Source organism: Pantoea eucalypti (assembly GCF_009646115.1).
In the GTDB taxonomy this organism is placed as follows: Bacteria; Pseudomonadota; Gammaproteobacteria; order Enterobacterales; family Enterobacteriaceae; genus Pantoea; species Pantoea eucalypti.
The window spans coordinates 3,669,755-3,695,587 of record NZ_CP045720.1 but is presented as its reverse complement, the minus strand read 5'-3'; the positions used below and the strand labels follow the sequence as shown (position 1 = coordinate 3,695,587).

The following is a 25,833-nucleotide window of genomic DNA, read 5'->3' as shown; positions in this document are numbered from 1 at the left end:
GAAAAAAATGATCAAGCTGGCAAAATTAATCGCGTTCGCGTTGCTGGTCTCTTCTGCGTTAAGCGCCTGCAACACATTCCACGGTTTTGGCGAAGACGTCTCCCACTTAGGTGGTGCCATTTCCCGTGCGGCAAAATGACCTAACGGATTGTCTTTTTTAGAGTCCCGCCAGCAGCAACTGCCGTAAATCCGGCTATGCTTAAAGCGCTGTACTTTACATCCATCAAAAAGGACATTGTTATGTTAAAGAAAAGTATTGCCGCAATCTTCTCTGTACTGGTGCTCTCTTCTCTGCTGACGGCGTGTAATACAACACGTGGCGTCGGTGAAGATGTCGAAGCGGGTGGCCAGGCGATTCAGAACAGCACTAAGTAACCTGTTATTCCAACCGGTACGAAATGCTTTTCGTACCGGCTTGCCAGCTTTTGCACTATTTCTGTTTTACCCAGATTAACTCTTCCACCGGGAAACCGTTCTGACGTGCCTGTTCAACCAGTTTCTCTTTGACGCCCGGCTCCAGCTGCGGTGTGCGTGACAGTATCCAGAGATAGTGGCGATTCGGGCCGCACACCATCGCATAGCGATAATCGGGATCCAGTGCGATAACGTTGTAGCCGCCGTAGAAGGGGCCAAAGAAAGAGACCTTCAGGGATGCACGCTGTGGCTCACCAGTGAAATAGGCTTTGCCCACGCTCTCCTGCCAGCGCTGCTTTTTAACGTTGTAGCCACGATTGATCACTTTCAGACCGCCATCATCACGTGGGCTGTAGTTTGCCGTTACCTGTTCAAGGCCGCGCTCAAAAGGGTGATTAAGGCGGGCAATCTCATACCACTGACCAAGGTAGCGCTGGCTGTCGAAGTTATCTATGACCGTGACGTTTTTTGGCGGCGTGGTACTGCAGGCGACTGAGAGAAAAGCACTCAGGCTGGCAACAACTGTTTTCCATGGAGACATAGTGGGATTCCTTTGTGATTTAACCGCTTAAGTATAGAAGCTGAAACGCTGTTATTGGCAGCATAGGCGCGAGATTGTTTGCCACATGCATTGCAGGTAGACTTCCCACCCTAATTTGTATCAGGAGTCATCACCATGAGCGAAACGGCAAGCTGGCAACCAAGCGCATCCATCGCCAATTTGTTAAAACGCGCCGCTATTTTAGCTGAAGTGCGTCGTTTCTTTGCCGATCGCGGCGTGCTGGAAGTGGATACGCCGGCGATGAGTCAGGCAACGATTACCGATATCCATCTGGTGCCATTCCAGACGCGTTTTGTCGGGCCTGGCGCGGCGCAGGGGCGCGATCTCTGGCTGATGACCAGCCCGGAATACCATATGAAGCGCCTGCTGGCGGCAGGCAGTGGCCCGATTTACCAGATGGCGCGCAGCTTCCGCAATGAAGAGGCGGGACGTCACCACAACCCCGAATTCACCATGCTGGAGTGGTATCGTCCGCATTACGACATGTACCGCCTGATGAATGAAGTCGACGATCTGATGCAGCAGGTGCTGGAGTGTGACAGCGCAGAGTCGCTCTCTTATCAGCAGGCGTTTATCCGTCATCTGGAGCTGGACCCGCTGTCTGCGGATAAAGCGCAGTTACGTGAAGCGGCTGAGAAGCTGGGTGAAGGCGAGCTGGCGCGCGCAGAAGAAGATCGCGATACCTTACTGATGCTGCTGTTTATGCTGGGCGTGGAACCGAAGATTGGTCAGGATAAACCCTGCTTCGTTTATCATTTCCCGGCCAGCCAGGCAGCACTGGCGGAGATCAGTACTGAAGATCACCGTGTGGCTGAGCGCTTCGAGGTCTATTACAAGGGCATTGAGCTGGCGAACGGTTTTCGTGAACTGACCGATAGCCGTGAGCAGCGTCAGCGCTTCGAGCAGGATAACCGTCGCCGTGCGGCGCGTGGCCTGCCTGTACATCCCATTGATACTTATCTGCTGGATGCACTGGCGCATGGTATGCCAGCCTGTTCGGGGGTCGCGCTGGGTGTTGATCGTCTGATCATGCTGGCGTTGAAAGCGGAGTCATTGAGTGACGTGATCGCGTTTCCGGTGGATCGCTGCTAATCGTTTATTCACAAACGGTGACGGAATAGTGGGGAAGGGTTGGCCCGGATGAAGAGCAAAGCGTCCGAGCCAGGATGGCGAGGCCGACCGCCATGGATGGCGGCCTTCTTTTCGATCAGCTGGGCCATCCCTGACCTGGCTCCGGTTTTAGCTAGTTACTATTGTCCGGAAATTCCTGAATGGTCACCGGCAGCGTCAGTTTCTGATCGTTGCGCAGCACCTGCACCTCAATCACTGAACCCGGGCGAATTTCTGCCACCTGATCCATCGTCTCCTGTGCGGAGATGGCCGGCTTGCCGTTTACACTGAGCAGCACATCGTTGGCCTGAATCCCGGCTTTATCTGCGGGCCCGTCTGGTGTGACCACACTGACAATAATGCCCTGAACCCGATCCAGATTGCTGCCCTGTCCATGCAGCGGCGGTAACTCACGCCCGGTAATGCCGATATAGCCGCGGATGACCCGACCATCACGAATCAGCTTATCCATGATTTTTGAGGCTAAGACCGTTGGAATGGCGAAACCAATTCCTTCCGGTGTTTCACCATCATTGCTCTTATCAAAGGTCAGGGTATTAATACCCATCAGCTCGCCGAGCGAGTTAATCAGCGCACCGCCGGAGTTACCCTGGTTGATTGAGGCATCGGTCTGCAGGAAGTTCTGTCGGCCTGACGAACTCAGACCTACGCGGCCCGTGGCGCTGATAATGCCCTGCGTCACCGTCTGACCGAGGTTGTAAGGATTGCCGATCGCCATCACCACATCACCAATGTGCGGCTGACGGTTTGGATTAATCGGGATAACCGGCAGGCCGGAGGCCGTAATCTTGAGAACCGCCAGGTCGGTCATTCCATCGGAACCCACCAGCGTCGCTTCAAAGAAGCGGCCATCCTGCAGCGCCACGATGATCTGATCAGCATTGTTGATAACATGCTTGTTGGTAAGGATGTAGCCTTTAACATTCATGATCACCCCTGAACCCAGGGTAGTGATCCCACGATTGTTGTTGGTGTGGGCGCTGCGATTGTAAACGTTCACGACAGCAGGCACGGCGCGTCGCACCCCTTGATTGAAGCTAAAGGGCGTTTCGTCGGTAATATTTTCGTGGTTATAAAGGGCGTCGCTGCCCATACGCAGTGCAGGCAGTGCTGCGAGCAAAATACCCGCCACAATCAGGCCCAGCACCACGGCACGCAAGAGTTTAAGAAACATGGTGTTAAATCACGCCAGGGGAGATCGCAGGGGAGAATAGCATGAGAGCGGCGGACACACACGTGCTTGTGTCCGCCGTAATGCGAGGTTTATCTCAACAACAGATAGATACTTTCATCGCCACGCACTACATTCAGAGCCAGCACCGGCGGTTTACCCTCCAGTATTTTACGCATTTCAGCAATGGTCTGAACCCGGTTGCGGTTAACACCGATAATCACATCATCTTTCTGCAGACCCACCTGCTCAGCGGGTGTGCCTTTCTCGATGGTATCGACCTTCACGCCTTTATCCCCGGTTTTCGTCTGTCCATCACTCAGGGTTGCGCCCTGAAGCGCAGGGGACATCAGCTGTGCGCTCGCAGTAGTCTGGGCGCTCTGCTCCAGCGTGACGGTAACCGTTAACGGTTTCCCTTCACGCAGCAGGCCGAGTTTGACCTGTTCGCCTGGCGGTGTGGTGCCGACTTTTACGCGCAACTCAGCGAAGCTGGTAATCGGCTTATCGTTGATGGACGTAATAATATCGCCTGACTTCACGCCCGCTTTCTGTGCGGCAGACTGCGGTAAGACTTCAGAAACAAAGGCACCGCGCTGCGCATCGACATTAAAGGCCTTAGCCATATCGGCCGTCATTTCAGTGCCTTTAATACCCAGCTGACCACGCTTCACTTCACCGAACTTGATCAGCTGCTGCGCGAGGTTCATCGCCATATCACTGGGAATGGCGAAGCCGATACCGATGTTTCCGCCGCTGGAGGCGAGAATAGCGGTATTGATACCGATCAGCTCGCCGTTAAGATTGACCAGCGCACCGCCTGAGTTACCGCGGTTAATCGCAGCATCGGTCTGAATAAAGTTTTCCAGCCCTTCCAGGTTCAGGCCGCTACGGCCCAGCGCAGAGATAATCCCGGACGTGGCGGTCTGTCCCAGACCAAACGGGTTACCGATCGCCACCGCGAAGTCGCCCACTTTCAGCTGATCAGAATCCGCAACTTTCACCTGCGTAAGGTTTTTCGCGCCCTGAATCTGAATCAGCGCGATATCGGTCTGCTCATCATGGCCGATCAGTTTGGCGTCATATTCGCTGCCGTCGCCAAGCTGTACGCTGATCTTATCAGCACCGTTGACCACATGATTGTTGGTCAGTACGTAACCTTTGGCGGCATCAATAATGACGCCAGATCCCAGACCTTCAAACGGTTGAGGCTGGCTATTCCCGCCAGGCATCTGGCCGAAAAAGCGCTTAAGCGGTTCAGGAATATCCTGAGCCTGTGCACCTGAATCGGTGCCTTCCACGTGAACACTGACCACGGCGGGTAACACTTTCTCCAGCATCGGCGCCAGACTCGGCAGCGGCTGTCCCGCAATTTGTGCTGGCAGCGTTGCCATCGCGTCTGGCGCGGCGGCAAGACTCATCCCAATACTCAGGGCTAATGCGCTAAACAGGCGTGCTTGTTTTTTCATTGCTACAACGCTCTCGCTGCAAAAGGTGGGAGGAATTAATCAATGTGACAGTCGTTTGCGGTCAGGGTTCGCAAATTCAGTGGGCGCAGACAGGCTGCGCCCCAAAAAGATTAGTCGCGGGCAGGGCGCTCGCCACGCAGTAAACCCGATGCGCCTTCAGAGTAGTCGCGCGGCATCTGCACCGGGACCTGATCGTTATCCGCTTCAGCTTCAGTCAGCTGATACGCAAACGGATTTTTCTGCCCAGGCAGATTTGGCAGCAGGTCATTGGAGCCTTTTGCCATGTGCTGATAGAGCTGACGATAATCACGCGCCATGTTGTCCAGCAGCTCCGCGCTCTGCGCGAAGTGGTTGGTCAGTTCTTCGCGATAATCAGCCAGCTCCGCTTTCGATTTTTCCAGCTCATACTGCATGCTGCGCTGCTCACGCAGCTTTTTGTTGCCAAAACGCATGGCGACTGCGCCGACAATAATACCTACCACTAAACCAATTAGCCCGTATTCCCAGGTCATAATGACTCCCGTGTTATTTCCATTGTTCCGTAGGGCATTGCACCATTTCAATAATAGTCACTATACCCGTTAATCTTATGGATGTGGAACTCTGGAGCAGCATGGCTTAGTGTAGAACGGCCTTTTTTTCAGCAACCGTGGTATGAATCAGACACCATTCAGGGACTTTGAAACAACAATGCAAACCTCAACTCCGCTTGCACGCTATGAGCAGGCGCTGTCGCAGGGCGAATTCAGGCCCGATGACGTACAACGCGAAGCAATTACCCGTTTAGACGCGCTGCAGCAGGCGCTGGTTGCCCGGCAACAATCTGCCGCGCCAGCCGCATCTGGCCTGCTGGGTCGCCTGTCAAAATTGATCGGCAAAGAGAAAAACGAGACGCCGCAACCGGTACGTGGACTCTATATGTGGGGCGGTGTCGGGCGCGGTAAGACCTGGGTCATGGATCTCTTTTTTCAGTCTATTCCTGGCGACCGAAAACTGCGCCTGCACTTTCACCGCTTTATGTTGCGGGTGCATGAAGAGCTGACGCAGCTCCAGGGTCAGAGCGATCCCTTGCTGATTATCGCGGACAAATTTAAAGCCGAAACGGACATCCTCTGTTTTGATGAGTTTTTTGTCTCTGATATCACGGATGCGATGCTACTGGGCACGCTGATGGAAGCGCTGTTTGAACGCGGTATCGCACTGGTGGCCACCTCGAACATTCCGCCCGACGATCTCTATCGCAATGGTCTGCAGCGTGCACGCTTCCTGCCAGCCATTGAGCAGATAAAACGCCACTGTGATGTGATGAACGTGGATGCCGGTATCGACTATCGGTTGCGCACGCTGACCTCCGCACACTTGTGGAACTATCCGCTGAACCCGGAAACGCACGCTGAAATGACGCGGATGTTTAAAGCGCTGTCGGGCAGCCAGCCAGAAGCGGCGCCGGTTCTGGAGATTAATCACCGCCAGATGCCGACGCTGGGTGTCAGCGAAGGCGTGCTGGCGATTAACTTCAAAACCCTGTGCGGTGAAGGGCGCAGTCAGCATGACTATATTGCGCTGTCGCGCCGTTTTCACAGCGTGCTGCTGTATGACGTGCCGGTGATGATCTATAAAACCGAAGATCAGGCGCGCCGTTTCCTGGCGCTGGTCGATGAGTTCTATGAACGTCATGTGAAGCTGGTAGTCGCGGCGGAGACGTCACTGACCGAGATTTATCAGGGCACGCGGCTGAAATTCGAATATCAGCGCTGTTTATCCCGCCTTCAGGAGATGCAGAGCGAAGAGTATCTGCGTTTGCCGCACCTGCCGTGAGAATAAACAGGATAAATACCGAAATAGGGTTCGATTTTTGTAACCGACTTCTCTATAATCTTGCGACCCCACGTTACAGCAAAGGATTTTTTTCCCAAATCCTCTGTGTTCCAGTAACTCTATCCGAAGGGGTGGCTTGCTGGTCAAAATGGTCGTGTGAGCCTCATTCGTTTACTTAAGCGTTTGGGATTTCACCAACGTGTAACTTAATTTGGGTAAGCTTTTCGATGAAAACTTTTACAGCTAAACCAGAAACCGTCCAACGTGACTGGTTTGTAGTTGACGCAACGGGCAAAACTTTGGGTCGCCTGGCGACTGAACTGGCGCGCCGTCTGCGTGGTAAGCATAAAGCGGAATACACTCCGCACGTTGATACTGGTGATTACATCATCGTTCTGAACGCAGAAAAAGTTGCTGTAACCGGCAACAAGCGTACTGACAAGATCTACTATCACCACACTGGTCACATCGGTGGTATCAAACAGGCGACCTTTGAAGAGATGATTGCTCGCCGTCCTGAGCGTGTGATTGAGATCGCGGTTAAAGGCATGCTGCCGAAGGGCCCGCTGGGTCGTGCTATGTATCGTAAACTGAAAGTTTACGCAGGCAACGAGCACACCCATGCGGCACAGCAACCGCAAGTTCTTGACATTTAATCGGGATTAAAGGCAATGGCTGAAACTCAAAACTACGGCACTGGTCGCCGCAAAAGCTCTACCGCTCGCGTATTCATTAAGCCGGGTAGCGGTAACATCGTAATTAACCAACGTTCTCTGGAACAGTACTTCGGTCGCGAAACTGCCCGCATGGTAGTTCGTCAGCCGCTTGAGCTGCTGGACCTGGTTGGTAAATTCGATCTGTATGTCACTGTTAAAGGTGGCGGTATTTCTGGTCAGGCTGGTGCGATCCGTCACGGTATCACCCGCGCTCTGATGGAATACGACGAATCACTGCGTGGCGAACTGCGTAAAGCAGGCTTCGTTACTCGTGATGCGCGTCAGGTTGAACGTAAGAAAGTCGGCCTGCGTAAAGCACGTCGTCGTCCTCAGTTCTCCAAGCGTTAATTGTTTGCAGCTCCGGCTGCGACAATTGGCTCAAAAAACCCGCTTCGGCGGGTTTTTTATTTGTTGCCGTCCCCTCGACTTCCGACGAAAACCGTAACGTCGCGCTCAATTTACCTGCAAACATTCATTCCACGCCCACAAGTAGCCTAAAATCTGGTAAACTCTGTGTCACTTTGCGCCCGCAGGCCGGTGCGTTATGCGCCTTCCCACTGTCGGGGCGTCAGTATCTACGGCGCGGCTAACCAGGTTGCGTGCGAGTTCGATAAGCAAGTGAGTCGCCGTGTGGTTGGCTATTTGCAGTATCTTTTTGTGAACAAACTTGGAGGTTTTCATGGCTGTCGCTGCCAACAAACGTTCGGTAATGACGCTGTTTTCTGGTCCTACTGACATTTTCAGCCATCAGGTACGTATCGTCCTGGCGGAGAAGGGTGTCAGCGTAGAGATCGAGCAGGTCGAAATGGATAACCTGCCGCAGGATCTGATTGACCTCAATCCGTATCGCACGGTACCGACGCTGGTAGATCGTGAGCTGACGCTGTATGAATCACGCATCATCATGGAATACTTAGATGAGCGCTTCCCGCATCCGCCACTGATGCCGGTTTATCCGGTTGCCCGTGGTGATAGCCGCCTGATGATGCATCGCATCGAGCAGGACTGGTATAGCCTGATGCGGAAAGTCGAGAACAGCACGGGTCAGGAAGCTGAAGCAGCACGCAAGCAACTGCGTGAAGAGCTGCTGGCTATCGCACCCCTGTTTGGTCGTACCCCTTACTTCATGAGCGAAGAGTTCAGTCTGGTCGATTGCTACCTGGCACCGCTGTTATGGCGTTTGCCGTCAATGGGCATCGATTTGATTGGCTCAGGTTCAAAAGAGCTGAAAGGCTACATGAACCGCGTATTTGAGCGTGACTCTTTCCTTGCTTCATTAACTGAAGCTGAACGTGAAATGCGCCTACAAGCCCGGGCTTAACGTATGGAAATGTCGCAACTTACTGCACGTCGTCCCTACCTGCTTCGCGCCTTCTATGACTGGTTGCTCGACAATCAGCTGACGCCGCACCTCGTGGTCGATATTAATCTGCCCGGTGTGCAGGTGCCGCTGGAGTATGCGCGTGATGGTCAGATTGTCCTGAACATCGCGCCACGCGCGGTGGGTAACCTTGATTTGGCGAATGATCAGGTGTCGTTCAATGCGCGCTTTGGTGGTGTTCCTCGCCAGGTTAATGTGCCGATGGCGGCGATTCTGGCAATCTACGCGCGTGAAAACGGTGCCGGGACGATGTTTGAGCCTGAACCTGCTTACGAGCTGGGTACGCAGGAGACGTCAGAGGGTCAGGAAGAGACCATGATGTCCGTGATTGATGGCGATCGTCCTGACGATGCCCGCGATGACGAGACACCGCCTGACGACGATCCACCGCCTCGTGGCGGACGCCCTTCACTCCGTGTAGTGAAATAGCCGTGAATACCCGTCCATCCGACGGGTATTTTTTTGCCTGTTATTCATAAAAAAGAGATAAAAAAAATCCGGCTGCCTGCGCAAGCCGGATTTCTTTCAGCACACCTTTGCTATCAGTAGACGTCGCGCAGGTAGCGTTTCTCTTTCTTCAGCTGATCCACGTAGTCTGCAGCGCGCTCGGTGGAGAGCCCACCAAACTGGCGAACCACTTCATACAGCGCGTTATCCACATCCTTCGCCATGCGCGATGCATCGCCGCAGACGTAGAAGTAAGCCCCTTCCTGCAGCCAGGCATAGAGTTCTGCACCCTGCTCAAGCATCCGGCTCTGCACGTAGATCTTCTTCTCCTGATCGCGTGAGAACGCCAGATCCAGGCGGGTCAGCAAGCCATTATCCCGCCAGGCAAGTAATTCATCCTGATAGATAAAGTCATGTTCCTGATGCTGATCGCCGAAGAACAGCCAGTTTTTTCCCTGCGCGCCGGTTGCCTGACGCTCCTGCAGGAAGGCCCGGAATGGGGCGATGCCGGTACCGGGTCCCACCATGATCAGCGGTGCGCTGTTGTTAGCCGGCACGCGGAACGATTTATTGGGTGAAATAAAGATGGCGGGTTTCTCGCCACGACGCACACGCTCGGCCAGATAGGTGGAGCAGACGCCACCGCGATTACGGCCGCCGCTGTGATAACGCACTGAGGCAACAGTCAGATGCACCTGGTTAGGATGGGCTTTAGAACTGGACGAAATGGAGTAAGCACGATGCTGCAACGGACGCAGCAGAGCGACGAATTCAGGTACCGCCAGCGAGCGCGTCAGTTCAAGCTGCAGCAGGTCGAGCGTATCTTTGCCCCACAGCCACACGCCCAGCGCATCTTTATCATCATGCTGTAACACATGACGCAGTTCCTGGTTGGTGGTGTTCTGTCCGACCCATTCGATCAACTTGCGCGACGGCTCTGAAATCTCAAACTGGTAGGTCAGCAGGTCGCCGAGGCTGCGGTCGAAGCCGGGCACCGGTGTCTGGTAATCAGCATTAAGCTGAGTCAGGAGCAGGCTGACCAGCGACGGTTCATTGACCGGAATCACGCCCAGCGCATCGCCCGCTTCATACTTCAGACCGCTGTCCGACAGGTCGAATTCGAAATGACGGATATCTTTTGCTGACTGCTCGCCTGACAAACGCTTGTTGGTGATCAGTGCGGCGGCATACGGATTCGATTTATTGCTGCCAGGAATCACAGGCGCTTCAGGTGCACTCTCCAGCACGGTGCCGCTGCTGCCCGCGCTGGCAGCAAACTGTGGCATTGAGCTGTTCAGCCATTCGCTGGAAGGCTCTTCATAATCAATATCACAATCGATACGATCAACCACGCGTTTCGCGCCCAGCTGCTCAAGGCGCATATCAATGAACTTGCCCGCCTGACAGAAGCCGTCGTAACCGGTATCGCCAATCGCCAGCACGGCAAAATGCATCTGCTCCAGACGCGGTGCGGTACTGGCAGAAATCGCATCCCAGAATAGCTGTGCGTTGTCCGGCATTTCCCCTTCGCCATAGGTCGAGGTAACAATCAGCACATGGCGCATGGTGGCGAACACATCAAGATCGACATCGCCCAGCGCCTGAACCACCGGAACCAGCCCTTTCGCGCGGGCAGATTTTGCTGCGGTCTGCGCCAGCGCTTCGGCATTGCCGGTCTGCGAGCCATACAGAATGTGCAGTTGCGTGGTCGCGGCTGCACCCGTACCTGCGGCAGGTTGCTGTTTGTCTTCTAACACCAGCAAACGGGAGTGAAGCCCCGCAAGAAAGCCAGCCAGCCAGTACTTCTGATCGCCATTAAAAGGTGCATCTTCTGGAATATAAGGAATTTTCATGGGTACGTTTACTCAATCCCGTTCTCGCCCGATATCAGTGGCGTTGTCCGGTGTGACAGCCGTTCCGCTTTCCTGTGCCGCAGATTTTGCAGCAGGGGAGAGCGGTTTTGCATCTGTCCGGTACAGCGATTAATCCGGGCAATGATCAATTAATAATATTCAGTTCAGCCTGATCAGTATCACTGTCAGGAGAGTTTACCCACCGCAGCGGCGATTTCCGGCAATGCCGCACGTGCAAACAGCTCTTCAAAGTCAGGCAGATGACCCAGCACTTCCCGGTTACAGGCATCCTGATACATGATCCAGCCGTAGGTTGCCAGGCTGTCCATGGAGCGGATATTACGTTGCGTCAGCGCCGCTTTGTAATCTGACATGCGTTTGGTCCCAATCAGACTCGCCAGTTCGTCATCGCTGTAACTCTCGATGGCGGAACGGGCATGACGCTGCAGCTTACTGACCAGCGAAAAGTCTTCCGTCATCAGCAGATTACGCACCGCTTTTTCTACCGCCGGATCTTCAACTGACGTGCCTTTCGGCAATTTTGCCAGTGCCAGTTGCTGCGCAAAGCTCAGCACGGTGTAGTTGTTCAGCAGGACAAACATCTCCTGCGTATCGGTCGCGCCATAGGCTGGTACGGCACCGTTGGCGATGGTTTTACCCTGACGCCACGCGGCTTTAAACTTGGCAACCTGATGGCCTGCCAGCGCCGTTGATAGCTCTTCGAGCAGATCTTTACGGCTCTTGGCTTTCAGGATCTCACCGCCATCCTGATAGAGCAGCAGCGAACGTGGCATCACATAAACGAAGTGATGACACTCTGTTTCCCAGTTTTCCAGCAGCCAGGCAGCACGTGGCGATTTCGTCGCCTCAAGATGCCAGTTGAGCATGGTCAGTACCGCCTGCTTGTGCACCTGCGCCATCTCATCCTGGTCGGCAATCGAGCCAAACCGCACAGAGTCCCCGGCAGCGTGGCTTGCCAGCGATCCATAGGGATCGTACTGGTAGGCAAAGCCGCCACTCATGCCGTTGCCAAATCCTTTACCAAAGGTGCCCAGGTTAAGAATGGCGCCGTTGGTCATATATTCACAGCAGAAGTCACCCACGCCTTCAACGACGGCGGTTGCACCTGAGTTACGCACCGCGAAGCGGTCACCGGCCTGGCCCTGTACGAACAGACGTCCGCCGGTTGCACCGAACAGCGCAAAGTTACCAATCAGCACGTTGCCATCAGCATCCTGCGCGCCGCCACCCGGCGACATCACAATCAGTTCGCCGCCACACTGTCCTTTGCCGACACCATCATTACAGGTGCCATAGTGGGCCAGCTGCATGCCATCGTTGCAGAATGCGCCAAATGACTGGCCGGCAGAGCCGGTTGTGGAAATTTTTACGCTCTCAGGCGCCAGATAGCGGCGACCGCGATCGTCAGTCATGACAGCAGGCATCAGGTTTAACTGCTCCGCGCTCAACTGATGGTTCAGCATGCGTTCGATATCGATAGCCAGCTGACCACCGACACTTTTGTTGCGGTTATTCAGCACGATGCCATCGCCCAGTGCGACGTCAGGATTTCCCTGCTCCACCAGCGACAGTTTCAGCTGCTCAATCCAGCCATCATCCAGTTCAAAATCTTTTTCCAGATAAACCGGCTTGTCGATTTTCAGTTCAGGCACCACGGTGAGCATGGCGCGTAAGTCGAGTTTGCCCACTTCCAGCGGGTGATCCATCAGGTGCAGCAGGTCAGAGCGACCGCGCGCTTCACGCAAAGAACGCAGACCCATACGTGCCAGGATCTCACGCACTTCATGCGCCACGTTGAGGAAGTACTGCGCCAGCTGACGTGGATCGCCATCAAAGGCTTCGGCATTGGTGGTTAAGCCAGCCGGGCACTTCACATTACAGTTCTTCGCCATCACGCATTTCAGCATCATCAGCGCGGTAGTGCCGAACTCGAAACTGTCGCCGCCCAGCAGGGCAGATTTCACGACATCGCTGCCGGTCTGTTGCGCGCCAGAGCAGCGCAGCAGGACTTTATCGCGCAGACCATTGGCGCACAGCGCCTGGTGGACTTCAGCGATGCCGATTTCGGCTACGCGTCCGGTGTATTTCAGACTGGTGACAGACGCTGCGCCTGTACCGCCGGTGTTACCCGCCACGTTAATCACATCTGCACCGGCTTTGGCTACGCCAACCGCGATGGTGCCGATGCCTTCAGACGAGACCAGTTTGACGATAACGCGCACCCGCGCGGCTTTACAGTCGTGGATTAACTGCGCCAGATCTTCGATGGAGTAGGTGTCATGGTGTGGCGGTGGAGAAACCAGCTCAACGCCAGGCGTGCCGCCACGCGCAGCCGCAATCTCTACCGTGACTTTGGCTGCCGGTAACTGTCCGCCTTCGCCAGGCTTCGCACCCTGACCAATTTTGATCTCCAGCTCTTCCAGCATTGGATCTGCCAGATAGGCAGCCCAGACGCCGAAACGACCGGAAGCCAGCTGTTTGATACGGGAGGCACGAATAGTGCCATGGCGGGAGTAGTGCTCACCGCCTTCACCGCAGTTACTCATGCCGCCGACCATATTCGTGCCGTGTGCAACCGCTTCATGAGCAGGCGCGACCAGCGCACCGTGGCTCATCGCCCCGGAGGCAAAGGTACGGGTAATTTCACAGGCTGGCTGTACGTCGCTCAGCGGCAGTGAGGGCAGGGTGGTGAAGATACGTGACAGATAATCTGCCGCTTTACCGTATGCGGTCACTTTCAGACCGCCTTCAACCACTTCGCTGCTCTCAATATCGTCGCCGAAGCGGAACTTCAGAGCACGAGACAGGTTTTCCAGGCGCTCACTCTCAGGCTTCAGCCCTTCAATGGCATCGGTCAGACGCAGCATGAAGTGATTCAGGCTGCCATCCACCGCTTCACACACCATGCCGCGAATCGCAAAGCCGTTGTTGGTCAGCGAGTAGCGTCCCAGTTTGCGACGGAACTCCGCTTCGCTGTCGATGTGTGTCAAATCAGCCGGGAAGGTCAGGATGTCGCGCAGGGCCGCCGGACGACGTTTACGCTCTTCGTACATCAGGCTTGAGAACTGACGATAATCGGCAGTAATGGCAAAATTGTTGATGACGTCATCCGGGATGCGCTCGAAGCTGCTGTCTTTGAACGTTTCGGGCTTGATGCCAAACGCGTTATCCAGTTTTGCCAGCGTCATCAGGCGGATAAAGTTGTCCTCTTCGCGCGCTTTGTCGGCAAAGCGAATCGGCTCTTCAGTCATGTCGATGAAAGTACGTACGGCGATGGTGCCGTAAGAGTGCCCCGCGCCTTCTGCACGCTCTTTAAACAGGCCCAGCAATGGCACTTCAGATTCACCCTGAATCTTCAGTGCGCTCTGGTGCCAGTCTACTGCCATCGCCGCGATTGCTGCGAAGCCTGCGCCGCCCACCGGTGTTCTGATATTCGGGAAATACTTTTTCAACACCGGATCATCGGTGTTGAGGAAGTTTGGCTCAAAGAACTCGCCGCTGCTGTAGCTCTCAACGGTACAGAGGCCCACTTTGCCCATGGTTTTCATCAGCGCTTTTTCAGCCGCTTTGGCATAGCGTTTAAAGGCTTTGTTGCCTTCTTCACCTTCACCAAATTTCTCCTCTGCGCGCATCTGTACGCCCAGTGGGTAGATAGCGGAAGCACCGAAACCAAGTGTGGCGGCAATGTGGTGCGAGGAGATGCTCTGGCCGCTCTCTACCACCAGAGAGACATCCAGGCGCAGGCCTTCCTGCACCAGACGCTGGTTAATGGCGGATACCACCAGCAACATCGGGATCGCCGCGTGTTTCGACGAGATGTGGCGATCGGTCAGTACGGCAATGCCACCCTGAGAGCGGGCAAAATCCACAACCTGTTGCGCCAGATCATCAATCGCTTTTTCCAGCGCATTCGCGTTAGCCGTGGTGCTCAGCAAATCTTTACCGATCACGGGCTCATAGAGCATCTCAAAGCGGGCATAAGGCGCGATTTTCTGCTCACGTAAACGCAGCATATCAAGGTGGCTGAGGATGGGGCTCGGCACCACAATCTGACGGCCTTTACTGCGGCCCAGATGCGGTTTTGCGCCCAGCGCGACGCGCAGCGTCATACCGTCCACTTCGCGGATAGAGTCCAGCGGTGGGTTGGTTACCTGAGCAAAGCGCTGAGAGAAGTAGTGCGCCATGCCGCCTTCATGATCGGATAAGCCATTGATGGCGTTGCCGTAACCCATCGCAGAGATCTTCTCTGCGCCAGTGTTCAGCATCGGGTCCATCATGAACTTGAAGCTTTCCTGGTTGTAGTAGTAGGCAACAAAGCGCTGATAGGTTTTCAGGTCGCCGCGATAACGTAACGGTGAACCCTGCTGCTCTGCCGGGATCTCAGGCAGATCGTCAAGACCGACGCGCGCTTCGCGAAGCAACGCAGAATAATCTTTCTCTGCAGCCAGTTTTTCCAGCGCCTGCAGCGTGGTGTAGCTGCGTTTTTCACGATGATCGAAATAGAGCATGCCGCCCGCTTCGATTCGGCCACGACGCAACACGCTTTCAGGTGGAAACGCGATCTGCCCGGCTTCTGACATTGCACCGATATACTCAGCCGTTTCGACTGAACGCAGTGGACGCAGGCCAAGACGGTCCAGACGAGCACCAATGACTTCGCCATTGCCAAAGATTAATGCTGCAGGGCCGTCGTTCTTCTCTTCATACAGCGAGAAATACTCCAGCATGTCGCGCACTTCTGTCGGCAGAGAACTGTCATTTTCCCAGGCGGGCGGCATCATCGAGACCACGGCGGTGATCAGATCGAGGTTATCTTCCATCAGACGGCTGTGGATGCTCTGATCCAGACGCGAACTGTCAGACTGGCCTTTTGGCCGGACGATTTTCTTGCCACGCGCCAGCGCCAGCGCCGACTCGGCGATGCGGTTTTTGCGGTCAGTGTTCAGTTCACCGTTATGCGCCATCAGGCGGAACGGTTGTGCCATGGTGGTATGCGGATCGGTGTTAGTGGAGAAGCGGGTATGGAAGAACAGCCCGCGTACCTGATGGTCCGGATCGGTCAGATCTTTGAAGTAAGGGATCACTTCATTGGAATTCAGACGGGCTTTAAACACCTGGGTGCGTGATGACAGCGACAGCGGATAAAGACCGCCAAATTCGCTTTCGGTAAACGCACGGGCTTCAATGGTCAGCAGGGCGCGGTAGATACGTTTTTCGAAGTCGTTCTGGTCGACCACGTCCTCTGGCGCAGTGAAAATCCACTGCAAAATCGGTAGCTGAAACTGCACGGCGGCCGGGCGCGTCACGCTACTGTCGAGCGGCATGTCGCGTTTCATGATCACCGGCAGGCCAAAGCTGCTGAGTGCCTCATCCACCAGACGTTCGGCATTCGCGCGCAGCCCGGCATCTTTTGGCACGAAGAAGTTGCCGACACCAAAGCGACCCGCTTCCAGCGGCTGGCCGGTAATTTTGCGGAAGAAGTGCAGCGACAGATCAACGTTGACCCCCGCACCATCGCCGACGCCTTCCGCGGACATACCGCCGCGGTGAGGCACGGTACACAGAGCGCTGTGTGCCATCTGCAGAATCTCGTGGGTCTGCTCGCCGTCCTTACGCGTAATGAAACCTACACCACAGCTGTCACTGCCTGCTGTCGGATCATACAAGCCATAGGATTGAGGTTTTTTAGTGGACATTGAGGGTCTCCTTAAACTGCTTTGACATTACCTGCACTGATTCAGGGTCTGGGCGCACTGGGGCGCTATCATTTTCATCGCCATGCTCTGTCGAGCGCGCGTCATAGCCCTGAGCATTTCTCTCCAGACATCGGTAAAACGTCCTTAATTGAGCTGCTCTCTGATTTCCGGTCTCTTAAAGGAGATGACTTAAACCACGCGGGAGTCTTCTTGTTGCATAGATATGCCGAGACAATGGCCCGTCTGGAAAGCTTTCAGCGGATTTCCAACTTATCGGGAAAGCGTAATCAGGTCAAATGGCGTGGTCAGACGGGGTAATCAGGTGTTTAATGTATATAACTTTATGAATTAAATGATTTTTATGGTTTAAAATGTATCACTTTGGCACCCGTCGATCGGCCGATAAATGTGAACTGACTCACTGTAGTGCAGGCATCAGATCTCTGCACCATGCTGGTGACGGGGTGTTATACAGCATTAAATGCTGTTCAACACCGTTGATGCATAGCATGTATCTGTTTTTCTTATGTCCGACTATTTGAATGAAACAGCCATTGGTTATAAGAAAAATTAATCAGGATGCGCGTGCGTAAAACATCATTAAAGATGAATGAGTATGCATATATGAAAGGTGTGCCTGCGCAGCAGGAGGCTGCCAGGATATTGAAAAAAGGCCGGACAGAGAAATCGGTGATTCGCTGGCGGCCTTACAGATTATTCATTTGGCACAGTCAGTCAAGGGTTTTAACCGCTTTGTCCTTAACGTCGCCGATCGGCCGCGCGGATGCACCATAACAGGGCGTTTTATCCCGCTTCTCCCTGCGACGTGCTGCGACGTCAGCAGGGTAACTGCGCTATTATGAGGCTGTTTCTCATCCAGGGAGTTGTTATGAAACAAATTCGTCTGTTGGCGCAGTACTACGTTGATTTAATGGTCAAGCTGGGTTTGGTGAGGTTCTCGCTGCTGCTGGCGTCTGCGCTGGTGGTGCTGGCGATGATTGTCCAGATGGCGGTCACGATGGTGCTGCGGGGCCATGTTGAGAGTATTGACGTGGTGCGTTCGGTCTTCTTCGGGCTGCTGATTACGCCCTGGGCAGTCTATTTCCTGTCCGTCGTGGTCGATCAGCTTGAAGAGTCACGACAACGACTGGCCAGGCTGGTGGACAAGCTGGAAGAGATGCGCACACGTGATCTGGAACTCAATCAGCAGATGAAAGAGACCATTACGCAGCTGAATCAGGAGATCAGCGACCGTAAAAAGGCGGAGCTGGCTCGTGAGCAGGTGATGGACAAGTTGCGTGAAGAGGTGACGCGTCGTGAGCAGGCACAGATTGAGCTGGAGCAGCAATCTTCCTTCCTGCGCTCATTCCTGGATGCTTCGCCAGACCTGGTTTTCTATCGCAACATCGATAAACAGTTCTCCGGCTGTAACCGTGCAATGGAATTACTGACCGGCAAAAGCGAAAAGCAGCTGATCGGCCTGACTCCGCGTGATATCTACGATGATGAAGCGGCAACGAAGGTGCTTGAAACAGATGAAAAAGTATTCCGCCACAACGTCTCGCTGACCTATGAACAGTGGCTGCAATATCCCGACGGGCGCAAAGCCTGTTTCGAGATCCGTAAAGTGCCTTATTACGACCGTGTGGGTAAGCGCAGCGGGCTAATGGGTTTTGGCCGCGATATAACCGAGCGTAAGCGCTATCAGGACGCGTTAGAGAACGCCAGCCGGGAGAAGACCACCTTTATCTCTACGATCAGCCACGAGCTTCGTACGCCGCTTAATGGCATTGTTGGCCTGAGCCGTATTCTGCTGGATACCGACCTTAATCAGGAACAGCTGAAATACCTGAAAACCATCCACGTCTCTGCCATCACGCTGGGCAACATCTTTAATGATGTCATTGAGGTGGACAAAATCGAACGCCGTAAAGTGCAACTGGATAATCAGCCGCTTGATTTCACCGGCTTCCTGGCCGATTTGGAAAATCTTTCCGGCCTGCTGGCACAGCCAAAAGGGCTGAAATTTGTGCTCGCGCCGCAACTGCCACTGCCGCATATGATTTCCACCGACGGGACCCGCTTGCGCCAGATTCTGTGGAACCTGATTGGTAACGCCGTGAAATTTACCCAACAGGGTGAAATTGTCGTGCGGGTCTCCTATGAGCAGGACGAGACGCTGCGCTTTGAGGTGCAGGATTCCGGCATGGGGATTCGCCAGGACGAGCAGGACAAGATTTTTGCCATGTACTATCAGGTTAAAGACCAGCATGGCGGCAAACCCGCAACTGGTACCGGTATCGGGCTGGCGGTATCACGCCGACTGGCGCAGGCGATGGGCGGGGATATCCGGGTTCACAGTGCACCAGGACAAGGTTCATGCTTCACCGTTGAAATCAAAGCCCCGCGTATTGCTGAAGAGGTGGAGGACGAAGGTGTGGATGACAGCCTGCCACTGCCTGCACTGCACGTACTGTTAGTCGAAGATATTGAGCTCAACGTGATTGTGGCGCGCTCAGTACTGGAAAAGCTGGGCTGTAGCGTTGAGGTCGCCATGACCGGCAGTGAGGCGCTGGCGATGTTTGACCCGCTGGAGTTTGATCTGGTGCTGCTGGATATTCAATTGCCTGATATGACCGGGCTGGATGTCTCGCGTGCGATTCGCCAGCAGTATCAGGGAACACATCTGCCACCGCTGGTTGCACTTACCGCCAATGTTCTTAAAGACAAAAAAGAGTACTTCGACGCAGGCATGGATGACGTGCTTAGCAAACCTCTTGCGGTGCCAGCACTGACTGCGATGATTAAAAAGTACTGGGATTATCAGGCAGAAGCGGAAGAAGAAACGCTTGATGTCAGCGATGACAAAAGTCGGATGCTTCTGGATGTTGCCATGCTCGAACAGTATATCGAACTGGTCGGCCCCGGTCTGATAACCCAAAGTCTGACGATGTTTGAAAAAATGATGCCAGACTATCTTGCGGTTCTGGAATCCAATCTGATGGCCCGAGATCAGAAAGGGATTGCTGAAGAAGGCCACAAAATTAAAGGTGCGGCGGGTTCAGTAGGGCTGCAGCGTTTGCAGATGCTGGCGAAACAGATTCAGAGTCCGGAGTTACCGGCATGGTGGGACAATGTTGTTGAATGGATCGATGAGTTGAAACAGGAGTGGCGACATGATGTGCAGGTACTGCGTGACTGGGTATCAGAGCAGGAGAAGTGATATCCCGGAAAAAAATGACCCCAGCCGAGGCCGGGGTGCGCGAATACTGCGCCAACACCAGGGAAATCATTGCGACCGCTATGATATGAATAATTAATGCAGCCGCAGGGTATTGGTTAACACTGTTATCACCTTAGCAAATTCATCTTCTCGTGCGACAAGATTCATTAAAATTTGTGATATTGAGCAGCGTTTAAATACAGAAAACATTAATTTGCCAACACAGTCAAGTAAGGAATCATTTTACACGCTGTATTGATGGTGTTTTGACCATATTTGCTCTTTTTCGTGTAGTTTTAAGGCTGTCAGACTGGGACGCAGAGTCTGCGCTGCAGTAAAGTGAAGCCGCGTTAACATTCACCTCTCCAGTGTGGCTAACGCGCTGATATTGCAAGCACACAGCCTGAAATGATACGAATTATCCAAAACGATTTGGAATGATTAAAAAGAATCTAAAACTTTCTCCTTTTCCCGTCTGCACACCTGAGGCTTTAAAGGAAGCCAACAGTGCCATAATGGCCAGGAGGGAGTCAGTTAAGCGCTGTTTATTTGAGCGTTATAACGAAGATTCTGATTAAGGGTTAAACTGCATCTGATTAAGAAAAAAATAATAGTTAAATATAGCGAATGATTCAATCCGGCGCTTATTACTCTTTATTAACTGTTTATCTGGAAAGCGCCTAAGCAAGGGTAAGAAATGGAACCGATTCCTTTTTTACGGAAGTCCTTGAACTATTTCGAACTGTTGCAGCATTTTGATGCAAAATGATTGAATAAAGTCTGGAAACTGTCGTCCCGTTTTCAGCGATAATCGTAAAAAGCCTGTGTTAGTGGCAGTGATTACATGAGTGATTGATTAACGTCTGGAACAAGTGTGGGAAGATTGCATGAACAAGCATAAAGGAAGCGTCGGACAGCGTATCAGACGTATTGTCGGTCGAATCGTATTGGTATGGCTGGGCGCATGGCTGGCAGGTATTTTACTCTTTTCATTCCTGCCGGTGCCGTTTTCAGCCGTGATGGCTGAACGACAGATTGGTGCTTGGTTACACGGTGATTTTAGTTATGTCGCCCATTCAGACTGGGTCGGCCATGACGAGATGTCGCCCTGGATGGGACTGGCGGTTATCGCCTCAGAAGATCAAAAGTTTCCTGAGCATTGGGGCTTCGATGTTGCGGCAATTGAATCTGTACTGGATAAAAGCGACAGCCGGATGCGCGGGGCGTCCACGCTGTCACAACAGACGGCGAAAAATCTGTTTCTCTGGGATGGCCGCAGCTGGATCCGCAAAGGTCTGGAGGCGGGTTTGACAGTCGGGATTGAGACGGTCTGGACTAAGCGACGCATTCTGACCGTCTATCTCAATATCGCGGAGTTCGGGCCGGGTATCTTTGGCGTTGAAGCGGCTTCACAGCACTATTTCCATAAACCTGCCAGCCGGCTTACGGCAGCAGATGCTGCTTTGCTGGCGGCGGTTTTGCCCAATCCGATACGTTATCGTGCTGCTGCCCCCTCAGGTTATGTCAGAGAACGGCAACAGTGGATACTGCGTCAGATGCGCCAGCTTGGCGGAGAAGGTTTTTTACAGCGTAACAAACTCGACTAGGCCTTAATCTTCGTCGAAACCCGCTTCAAATAGCTCAATGACCGCAGCCAGCGCCGGAACTTCCTCCGGGCCGCTGGCTTCAATTTCGATGTGTCCGCCTTTGGCTGAGTCGAGCATCAGCAGCGCAATTACGCTGCTGGCTTCAGCTTCCGTGCCCGCTTCATTGCGCAGCAACACTTCGGCATCAAAGCTCTGCACCAGCTCAAATAACTTCATTGCCGGACGGGCGTGCATGCCCAGCTTATTTTTAATTTCTACAGTTTGTCTGACGGTCATGATTTGCGCTTTTCCAGCGTACGATGGCGTGACTGTACATTCTTACCACGCGAACGGAAGTAATCCGCCAGCTGTTCAGCGATATAGACTGAGCGGTGTTTGCCGCCGGTGCAGCCAATCGCTACGGTAAGATAGCTACGGTTGTTGGTTTCCAGCATCGGCAACCAGAGTTCAAGGTAGCTGCGCGTCTGGTAGATAAAGTTATGCACTTCCGTATGGCGATCAAGAAAGGCCGCCACCGGACGATCGAGGCCAGTCATCGGCCGCAGCTTGGGATCCCAATGGGGATTGGGCAGAAAGCGCACGTCAAACACATAGTCAGCGTCAATAGGGATGCCATGTTTGAAGCCAAAGGATTCAAACACCATGGTCAGCTCACGTTCACGTTTACCCAGCAGGCGGGTACGCAGCATCTCGGCCAGCTCGTGCACTGACATCTCTGAGGTGTCGATGATGAGATCGGCCCGCGAACGCAATGGCTCCAGCAGATCGCTCTCTTCGTCAATCGCGCTCTCCAGGGACAGATTCTTGCTGGAAAGGGGATGCAGACGGCGCGTATCGCTGTACCGACGAATCAGCGTATTACGATCGGCGTCCAGGAACAGCAGCTGAGGTGAAAATGAGTCAGGCAGGTTATTCAGCGCGGTTTCAAAAATTTCCGGAGATTCTGGCATGTTACGCACATCAATGCTGACTGCTGCCGAAATATTACGCTCCGCCAGCGAGTTAGCTAACTCGGGCAGTAGCACGACCGGCAGGTTATCAACACAGTAGAACCCCATATCTTCCAGCGCACGGAGCGCCACTGACTTCCCCGAGCCTGAACGACCGCTAACGATCATCAGCACCATGACCTTTTCTCCCGTTTTAAAACCGGCACCTGGCCGGTAAAGACGTGTTACTGCTCTGTCTGGATTTCCGTAATAATGGCGTAGAGCTCTTCATCACTTTGGGCAGCGCGCAGACGACGGCAGACCGTTTTATCTGCCAGACGTTTCGCCACCAGTGACAGGGTGTGCAGGTGTGTTTTGCACTGGTCGGCCGGGACCAGCAAAGCAAACAACAGATCGACCGGCTGGTTGTCGACGGCATCAAATGCAATCGGCTGTTCGAGGCTGATAAAAACCCCAACCGCGCGCAGCGTATCCTCTTCCAGCTTGCCGTGAGGGATCGCGATCCCATTGCCAATACCGGTACTGCCCATGCGTTCGCGGGTCAGGATCGCTTCGAAAAGCGTCTGGTGCGGCAGGTTGAGCTGCTTAGCGGCCAGTTCGCTGATGATTTCCAGCGCACGTTTTTTGCTCTGGCAGTGTACGCCGCTGCGGGTGCAGTCTGGCGAAAGCACTGTGCTCAATTCCAGTGTAAGATCGTTGTTCATTATCATTTCACTTGCGTGTTCACCAGGCCATTCGCCGCCAGCGCGTCATTACCTCTGAGACAAGCTGCGCTTACTCAGATGACAAAACGGGGCGGATTATCCGCCCCATCCTGTCGGCTCTGCGCGCCAGGCGCGCGTTGCTAGCGTGAAGATTAGTGTTTTTTCAGTTTATCTTTGTGTTTGGTCAGCTGACGGGCCAGCTTGTCGATCAGCCCATCAATTGCCGCATACATATCTTCCGCTTCCGATGTAGCGTGCAGCTCGCCACCATTCACGTGAAGTGTTGCATCAGCCACCTGAGTGACTTTCTCAACTTTCAGGACAATATAGACCTGATTGATATGTTCAAAATAGTGTTCCAGTTTGGCAAATTTCCCGTTGACGAACTCACGCAGAGGCGGTGTGATTTCAACATGTTGCCCGGTCAGGTTCAGCTGCATAGGTCTTCCTTCTCATTTCTTTCAAACCAGTTGTTTACGCTGGTTCGATGGCGGGATGGATAAAGACTCACGATATTTGGCGACGGTACGCCGTGCCACCATAATCCCCTGATCAGATAACATTGAGGTCAGTTTACTGTCGCTCAAGGGTTTGGCTGGATTTTCCGCCGAAATTAATTTTTTCACCAGCGCACGAATCGCGGTTGAGGAGGCTTCGCCTCCACCTTCCGTATTCACATGACTGGAGAAAAAGTACTTTAGTTCAAAAATGCCACGGGGACTGTGCAGATACTTCTGCGTAGTCACGCGAGAAATGGTCGATTCATGCATCTCAACAGCCTGGGCGATATCTGCCAGCACCATCGGACGCATAAATTCTTCACCCTGCTCGAAAAACGCCTGCTGTTGCTCAACAATGCAGCGCGTTACTTTCAGCAGCGTATCATTGCGGCTTTCCAGGCTCTTAATCAGCCAGCGGGCTTCCTGCAGATTACTGCGGATAAACTGACTGTCGCTGTCGTTGCGCGCTGAACTGCCCATTGCCGCATAGTGCTGATTGATCTTGAGGCGTGGCAAGCTGTCGGCATTGAGTTCAACCGTCCAGCGACTGCCAACTTTACGCACCAGGACATCGGGAATGACATATTCTGGCTCGCTGGTATTGATCGACTGACCCGGACGCGGGTCCAGCGACTGAATCAGCACCATCGCTTCTTTCAGTACATCCTCTTTGAGGCGCGTCACTCGCATCAGGCTACGGAAATCGTGATTGGCCAGCAGGTCGAGATGCTCGCTGACGATCAGGCGTGCTTCTGCCAGCATCGGTGTGTCGGGCGCATATTGCGACAGCTGCACCAGCAGACAGTCACGCAGGTCGCGCGCACCAACACCCATCGGGTCAAAACGCTGGATGCGTTTCAGCACCGCCTCAACTTCATCCACTTCGAGATCATCGTTGCCGATACTGTCCAGGATCTCCTCAAGCGAAACGGTGAGATATCCGGTGTCATCGATAGCATCGACGATAGAGGTGGCAATAGCGCGATCGGTATCACTGAAAGGCGTCAATCCAACCTGCCACATCAGGTAGTCCTGCAGTGACTGTGTCGTTTCACCCTGATAAACCGGTAACTCATCATCCTGATAATCGGTGCCAGTGCCGGAAGGCGTGCCCGCCGTGTAGATCTCATCCCAGGTGGCATCCAGCGGCAGTTCATCGGGCATCTCTTTCTGCTCAAGCGCTTCGCGTGTATCCAGCGCCTCAGACTCCGGCGATTCCCTGGAGTCGATCTCTTCATGCAGATCAGTCTGCTCAAGCAGCGGATTGCTTTCAAGTGCAAGCTGTAACTCCTGCTGGAGTTCAAGCGTAGAGAGTTGCAGCAGACGAATCGCCTGTTGCAACTGTGGAGTCATTGCCAGCTGTTGGCTGAACCTGAGTTGTAGACCTTGCTTCATAGACAGGATGGTAGTTCCCAGGTAAACATCGGTATTAACGACACCTTATCAGAGTCTGAACTCTTCACCCAAATAAACCCGCTTAACCTGCTCATCCGCAAGAATTTCATTGGGTGTGCCATGCGCAATCAGGTGTCCCTGGCTGACAATATAAGCCCGCTCACAGACCGCTAAGGTTTCACGCACGTTATGGTCGGTAATCAGCACGCCGAGGCCGCTGTCACGCAGATGCTCAATGATTTTCTTGATGTCGATAACGGAGATCGGGTCAACACCGGCAAAAGGCTCATCCAGCAGGATAAATTTAGGATTAGCGGCCAGTGCGCGTGCGATCTCAACACGACGTCGCTCACCACCCGACAGCGCCTGACCCATGCTGTCGCGCAGATGCTCGATGTGAAACTCTTCCATCAGCTCACGGGCGCGATCCTGGCGTTGCTCTTCTGTCAGATCATCACGAATCTGCAGTACCGCCATCAGGTTATCGTAGACGCTGAGGCGACGGAAAATGGAGGCCTCCTGCGGCAGATAGCCGATGCCACGACGCGCTCGGGCATGCAGCGGCAGGATACTGATATCTTCATCATCAATAATGATACGGCCAGCGTCACGCGGGACAATACCGACCACCATGTAAAAGGTGGTGGTCTTACCGGCGCCGTTCGGACCCAGCAGGCCGACAATCTCGCCGGACTTTACCTGCAGACTGACATCTTCTACCACGCGACGGCCTTTATATGCCTTCGCCAGGTTTTCTGCGATTAATGTGGCCATAGCT

General features: G+C 53.8%; 22 protein-coding genes. 10 read left to right on the top strand and 12 right to left on the bottom strand.

Going from position 1 to position 25,833, the window contains the following annotated elements; genetic code table 11:
- The first annotated feature begins 7 nt into the window (after window positions 1–7).
- Window positions 8–139 carry an entericidin A/B family lipoprotein gene (locus tag EE896_RS17275; protein ID WP_003848306.1) on the top strand — a complete coding sequence of 44 codons (132 nt, stop codon included), beginning with the start codon at window positions 8–10 and terminating at the stop codon, window positions 137–139.
- 101 nt (window positions 140–240) lie between these two features.
- Window positions 241–375 (top strand): entericidin A/B family lipoprotein, encoded by a 135-nt coding sequence (locus tag EE896_RS17270; protein WP_003848302.1) that lies wholly within the window; start codon window positions 241–243, stop codon window positions 373–375.
- Between the two features lie 55 nt (window positions 376–430).
- Here EE896_RS17270 and EE896_RS17265 read toward each other — a convergent pair whose 3' ends face one another.
- Window positions 431–955: a lipocalin family protein gene (locus tag EE896_RS17265; protein ID WP_039658952.1), complete on the bottom strand. Its 525-nt coding sequence runs from the start codon at window positions 953–955 to the stop codon at window positions 431–433.
- Window positions 956–1,090: 135 nt separating this feature from the next.
- Between EE896_RS17265 and epmA the strand changes: the two genes are divergently transcribed.
- The gene (gene epmA, locus EE896_RS17260) at window positions 1,091–2,068 is read left to right on the top strand and encodes an elongation factor P--(R)-beta-lysine ligase (RefSeq protein ID WP_008925398.1); all 978 of its coding nucleotides are present in this window, start codon (window positions 1,091–1,093) and stop codon (window positions 2,066–2,068) included.
- 151 nt (window positions 2,069–2,219) lie between these two features.
- On the opposite strand, the gene degS is transcribed toward epmA, so the two are convergent.
- The 3 genes from degS to zapG all read right to left on the bottom strand — a co-directional run bounded on the left by degS (window position 2,220) and on the right by zapG (window position 5,256).
- On the bottom strand, window positions 2,220–3,281 hold the full coding sequence (degS, locus tag EE896_RS17255) for an outer membrane-stress sensor serine endopeptidase DegS (RefSeq protein ID WP_003848295.1): 1,062 nt from the start codon (window positions 3,279–3,281) through the stop codon (window positions 2,220–2,222).
- Between the two features lie 89 nt (window positions 3,282–3,370).
- On the bottom strand, window positions 3,371–4,744 hold the full coding sequence (gene degQ / locus EE896_RS17250; protein ID WP_008925399.1) for a serine endoprotease DegQ: 1,374 nt from the start codon (window positions 4,742–4,744) through the stop codon (window positions 3,371–3,373).
- A gap of 110 nt (window positions 4,745–4,854) precedes the next feature.
- On the bottom strand, window positions 4,855–5,256 hold the full coding sequence (gene zapG, locus EE896_RS17245; protein WP_003848291.1) for a Z-ring associated protein ZapG: 402 nt from the start codon (window positions 5,254–5,256) through the stop codon (window positions 4,855–4,857).
- Window positions 5,257–5,434: 178 nt separating this feature from the next.
- Between zapG and zapE the strand changes: the two genes are divergently transcribed.
- From zapE to sspB, 5 genes are all read left to right on the top strand, one after another.
- Window positions 5,435–6,562 (top strand): cell division protein ZapE, encoded by a 1,128-nt coding sequence (gene zapE / locus EE896_RS17240; RefSeq protein ID WP_033743099.1) that lies wholly within the window; start codon window positions 5,435–5,437, stop codon window positions 6,560–6,562.
- Window positions 6,563–6,789: 227 nt separating this feature from the next.
- Window positions 6,790–7,218, top strand: coding sequence for a 50S ribosomal protein L13 (rplM, locus tag EE896_RS17235; RefSeq protein WP_008925400.1), 429 nt, complete (start codon window positions 6,790–6,792; stop codon window positions 7,216–7,218).
- 15 nt (window positions 7,219–7,233) lie between these two features.
- Entirely contained in the window at window positions 7,234–7,626 is a 393-nt protein-coding gene (gene rpsI, locus EE896_RS17230; RefSeq protein ID WP_008925401.1) for a 30S ribosomal protein S9, read from the top strand.
- A 331-nt stretch (window positions 7,627–7,957) separates the two neighbouring features.
- Window positions 7,958–8,599 carry a stringent starvation protein SspA gene (gene sspA / locus EE896_RS17225; protein WP_003851135.1) on the top strand — a complete coding sequence of 214 codons (642 nt, stop codon included), beginning with the start codon at window positions 7,958–7,960 and terminating at the stop codon, window positions 8,597–8,599.
- Between the two features lie 3 nt (window positions 8,600–8,602).
- Window positions 8,603–9,088, top strand: coding sequence for a ClpXP protease specificity-enhancing factor (gene sspB, locus EE896_RS17220; RefSeq protein WP_003851133.1), 486 nt, complete (start codon window positions 8,603–8,605; stop codon window positions 9,086–9,088).
- A gap of 113 nt (window positions 9,089–9,201) precedes the next feature.
- Here sspB and EE896_RS17215 read toward each other — a convergent pair whose 3' ends face one another.
- A complete protein-coding gene (locus EE896_RS17215; protein ID WP_008925402.1) occupies window positions 9,202–10,959 on the bottom strand; it encodes a sulfite reductase subunit alpha in 1,758 nt (585 codons plus the stop codon).
- A gap of 185 nt (window positions 10,960–11,144) precedes the next feature.
- Window positions 11,145–16,676 carry a glutamate synthase-related protein gene (locus EE896_RS17210; protein ID WP_140916121.1) on the bottom strand — a complete coding sequence of 1,844 codons (5,532 nt, stop codon included), beginning with the start codon at window positions 16,674–16,676 and terminating at the stop codon, window positions 11,145–11,147.
- 889 nt (window positions 16,677–17,565) lie between these two features.
- Here EE896_RS17210 and arcB point away from each other — a divergent pair.
- Together arcB and mtgA are read left to right on the top strand one after the other, a co-directional pair.
- Entirely contained in the window at window positions 17,566–19,899 is a 2,334-nt protein-coding gene (gene arcB / locus EE896_RS17205; protein WP_140916122.1) for an aerobic respiration two-component sensor histidine kinase ArcB, read from the top strand.
- An 887-nt stretch (window positions 19,900–20,786) separates the two neighbouring features.
- Complete coding sequence (gene mtgA / locus EE896_RS17200) at window positions 20,787–21,506, top strand: monofunctional biosynthetic peptidoglycan transglycosylase (protein WP_008925404.1); 720 nt, start codon at window positions 20,787–20,789, stop codon at window positions 21,504–21,506.
- Between the two features lie 3 nt (window positions 21,507–21,509).
- Here mtgA and npr read toward each other — a convergent pair whose 3' ends face one another.
- The 6 genes from npr to lptB form a co-directional block, all read right to left on the bottom strand.
- On the bottom strand, window positions 21,510–21,782 hold the full coding sequence (gene npr / locus EE896_RS17195; protein ID WP_003851116.1) for a PTS phosphocarrier protein NPr: 273 nt from the start codon (window positions 21,780–21,782) through the stop codon (window positions 21,510–21,512).
- Complete coding sequence (gene rapZ, locus EE896_RS17190) at window positions 21,779–22,633, bottom strand: RNase adapter RapZ (protein WP_003851114.1); 855 nt, start codon at window positions 22,631–22,633, stop codon at window positions 21,779–21,781. The genes npr and rapZ overlap by 4 nt, the downstream gene beginning before the upstream one ends.
- A gap of 47 nt (window positions 22,634–22,680) precedes the next feature.
- Window positions 22,681–23,160 carry a PTS IIA-like nitrogen regulatory protein PtsN gene (gene ptsN, locus EE896_RS17185; RefSeq protein WP_008925405.1) on the bottom strand — a complete coding sequence of 160 codons (480 nt, stop codon included), beginning with the start codon at window positions 23,158–23,160 and terminating at the stop codon, window positions 22,681–22,683.
- Window positions 23,161–23,312: 152 nt separating this feature from the next.
- On the bottom strand, window positions 23,313–23,600 hold the full coding sequence (hpf, locus tag EE896_RS17180) for a ribosome hibernation promoting factor (protein WP_003851111.1): 288 nt from the start codon (window positions 23,598–23,600) through the stop codon (window positions 23,313–23,315).
- Between the two features lie 21 nt (window positions 23,601–23,621).
- Window positions 23,622–25,055 carry an RNA polymerase factor sigma-54 gene (rpoN, locus tag EE896_RS17175; RefSeq protein WP_008925406.1) on the bottom strand — a complete coding sequence of 478 codons (1,434 nt, stop codon included), beginning with the start codon at window positions 25,053–25,055 and terminating at the stop codon, window positions 23,622–23,624.
- A 48-nt stretch (window positions 25,056–25,103) separates the two neighbouring features.
- The gene (lptB, locus tag EE896_RS17170) at window positions 25,104–25,829 is read right to left on the bottom strand and encodes an LPS export ABC transporter ATP-binding protein (protein ID WP_003851107.1); all 726 of its coding nucleotides are present in this window, start codon (window positions 25,827–25,829) and stop codon (window positions 25,104–25,106) included.
- Window positions 25,830–25,833: the final 4 nt, after the last annotated feature.

Bases quoted from the DNA above. Each gene is read 5' to 3' on its own strand.
- degS (WP_003848295.1), bottom strand. From the start codon at position 3,281: ATGTTTCTTAAACTCTTGCGTGCCGTGGTGCTGGGCCTGATTGTGGCG.
- zapG (WP_003848291.1), bottom strand. From the start codon at position 5,256: ATGACCTGGGAATACGGGCTAATTGGTTTAGTGGTAGGTATTATTGTC.
- rapZ (WP_003851114.1), bottom strand. From the start codon at position 22,633: ATGGTGCTGATGATCGTTAGCGGTCGTTCAGGCTCGGGGAAGTCAGTG.
- zapE (WP_033743099.1), top strand. From the start codon at position 5,435: ATGCAAACCTCAACTCCGCTTGCACGCTATGAGCAGGCGCTGTCGCAG.
- npr (WP_003851116.1), bottom strand. From the start codon at position 21,782: ATGACCGTCAGACAAACTGTAGAAATTAAAAATAAGCTGGGCATGCAC.
- ptsN (WP_008925405.1), bottom strand. From the start codon at position 23,160: ATGAACAACGATCTTACACTGGAATTGAGCACAGTGCTTTCGCCAGAC.
- EE896_RS17215 (WP_008925402.1), bottom strand. From the start codon at position 10,959: ATGAAAATTCCTTATATTCCAGAAGATGCACCTTTTAATGGCGATCAG.
- sspA (WP_003851135.1), top strand. From the start codon at position 7,958: ATGGCTGTCGCTGCCAACAAACGTTCGGTAATGACGCTGTTTTCTGGT.
- lptB (WP_003851107.1), bottom strand. From the start codon at position 25,829: ATGGCCACATTAATCGCAGAAAACCTGGCGAAGGCATATAAAGGCCGT.
- arcB (WP_140916122.1), top strand. From the start codon at position 17,566: ATGAAACAAATTCGTCTGTTGGCGCAGTACTACGTTGATTTAATGGTC.
- EE896_RS17275 (WP_003848306.1), top strand. From the start codon at position 8: ATGATCAAGCTGGCAAAATTAATCGCGTTCGCGTTGCTGGTCTCTTCT.
- hpf (WP_003851111.1), bottom strand. From the start codon at position 23,600: ATGCAGCTGAACCTGACCGGGCAACATGTTGAAATCACACCGCCTCTG.
- rpoN (WP_008925406.1), bottom strand. From the start codon at position 25,055: ATGAAGCAAGGTCTACAACTCAGGTTCAGCCAACAGCTGGCAATGACT.
- degQ (WP_008925399.1), bottom strand. From the start codon at position 4,744: ATGAAAAAACAAGCACGCCTGTTTAGCGCATTAGCCCTGAGTATTGGG.
- epmA (WP_008925398.1), top strand. From the start codon at position 1,091: ATGAGCGAAACGGCAAGCTGGCAACCAAGCGCATCCATCGCCAATTTG.
- sspB (WP_003851133.1), top strand. From the start codon at position 8,603: ATGGAAATGTCGCAACTTACTGCACGTCGTCCCTACCTGCTTCGCGCC.
- mtgA (WP_008925404.1), top strand. From the start codon at position 20,787: ATGAACAAGCATAAAGGAAGCGTCGGACAGCGTATCAGACGTATTGTC.
- EE896_RS17265 (WP_039658952.1), bottom strand. From the start codon at position 955: ATGTCTCCATGGAAAACAGTTGTTGCCAGCCTGAGTGCTTTTCTCTCA.
- rplM (WP_008925400.1), top strand. From the start codon at position 6,790: ATGAAAACTTTTACAGCTAAACCAGAAACCGTCCAACGTGACTGGTTT.
- EE896_RS17210 (WP_140916121.1), bottom strand. From the start codon at position 16,676: ATGTCCACTAAAAAACCTCAATCCTATGGCTTGTATGATCCGACAGCA.
- EE896_RS17270 (WP_003848302.1), top strand. From the start codon at position 241: ATGTTAAAGAAAAGTATTGCCGCAATCTTCTCTGTACTGGTGCTCTCT.
- rpsI (WP_008925401.1), top strand. From the start codon at position 7,234: ATGGCTGAAACTCAAAACTACGGCACTGGTCGCCGCAAAAGCTCTACC.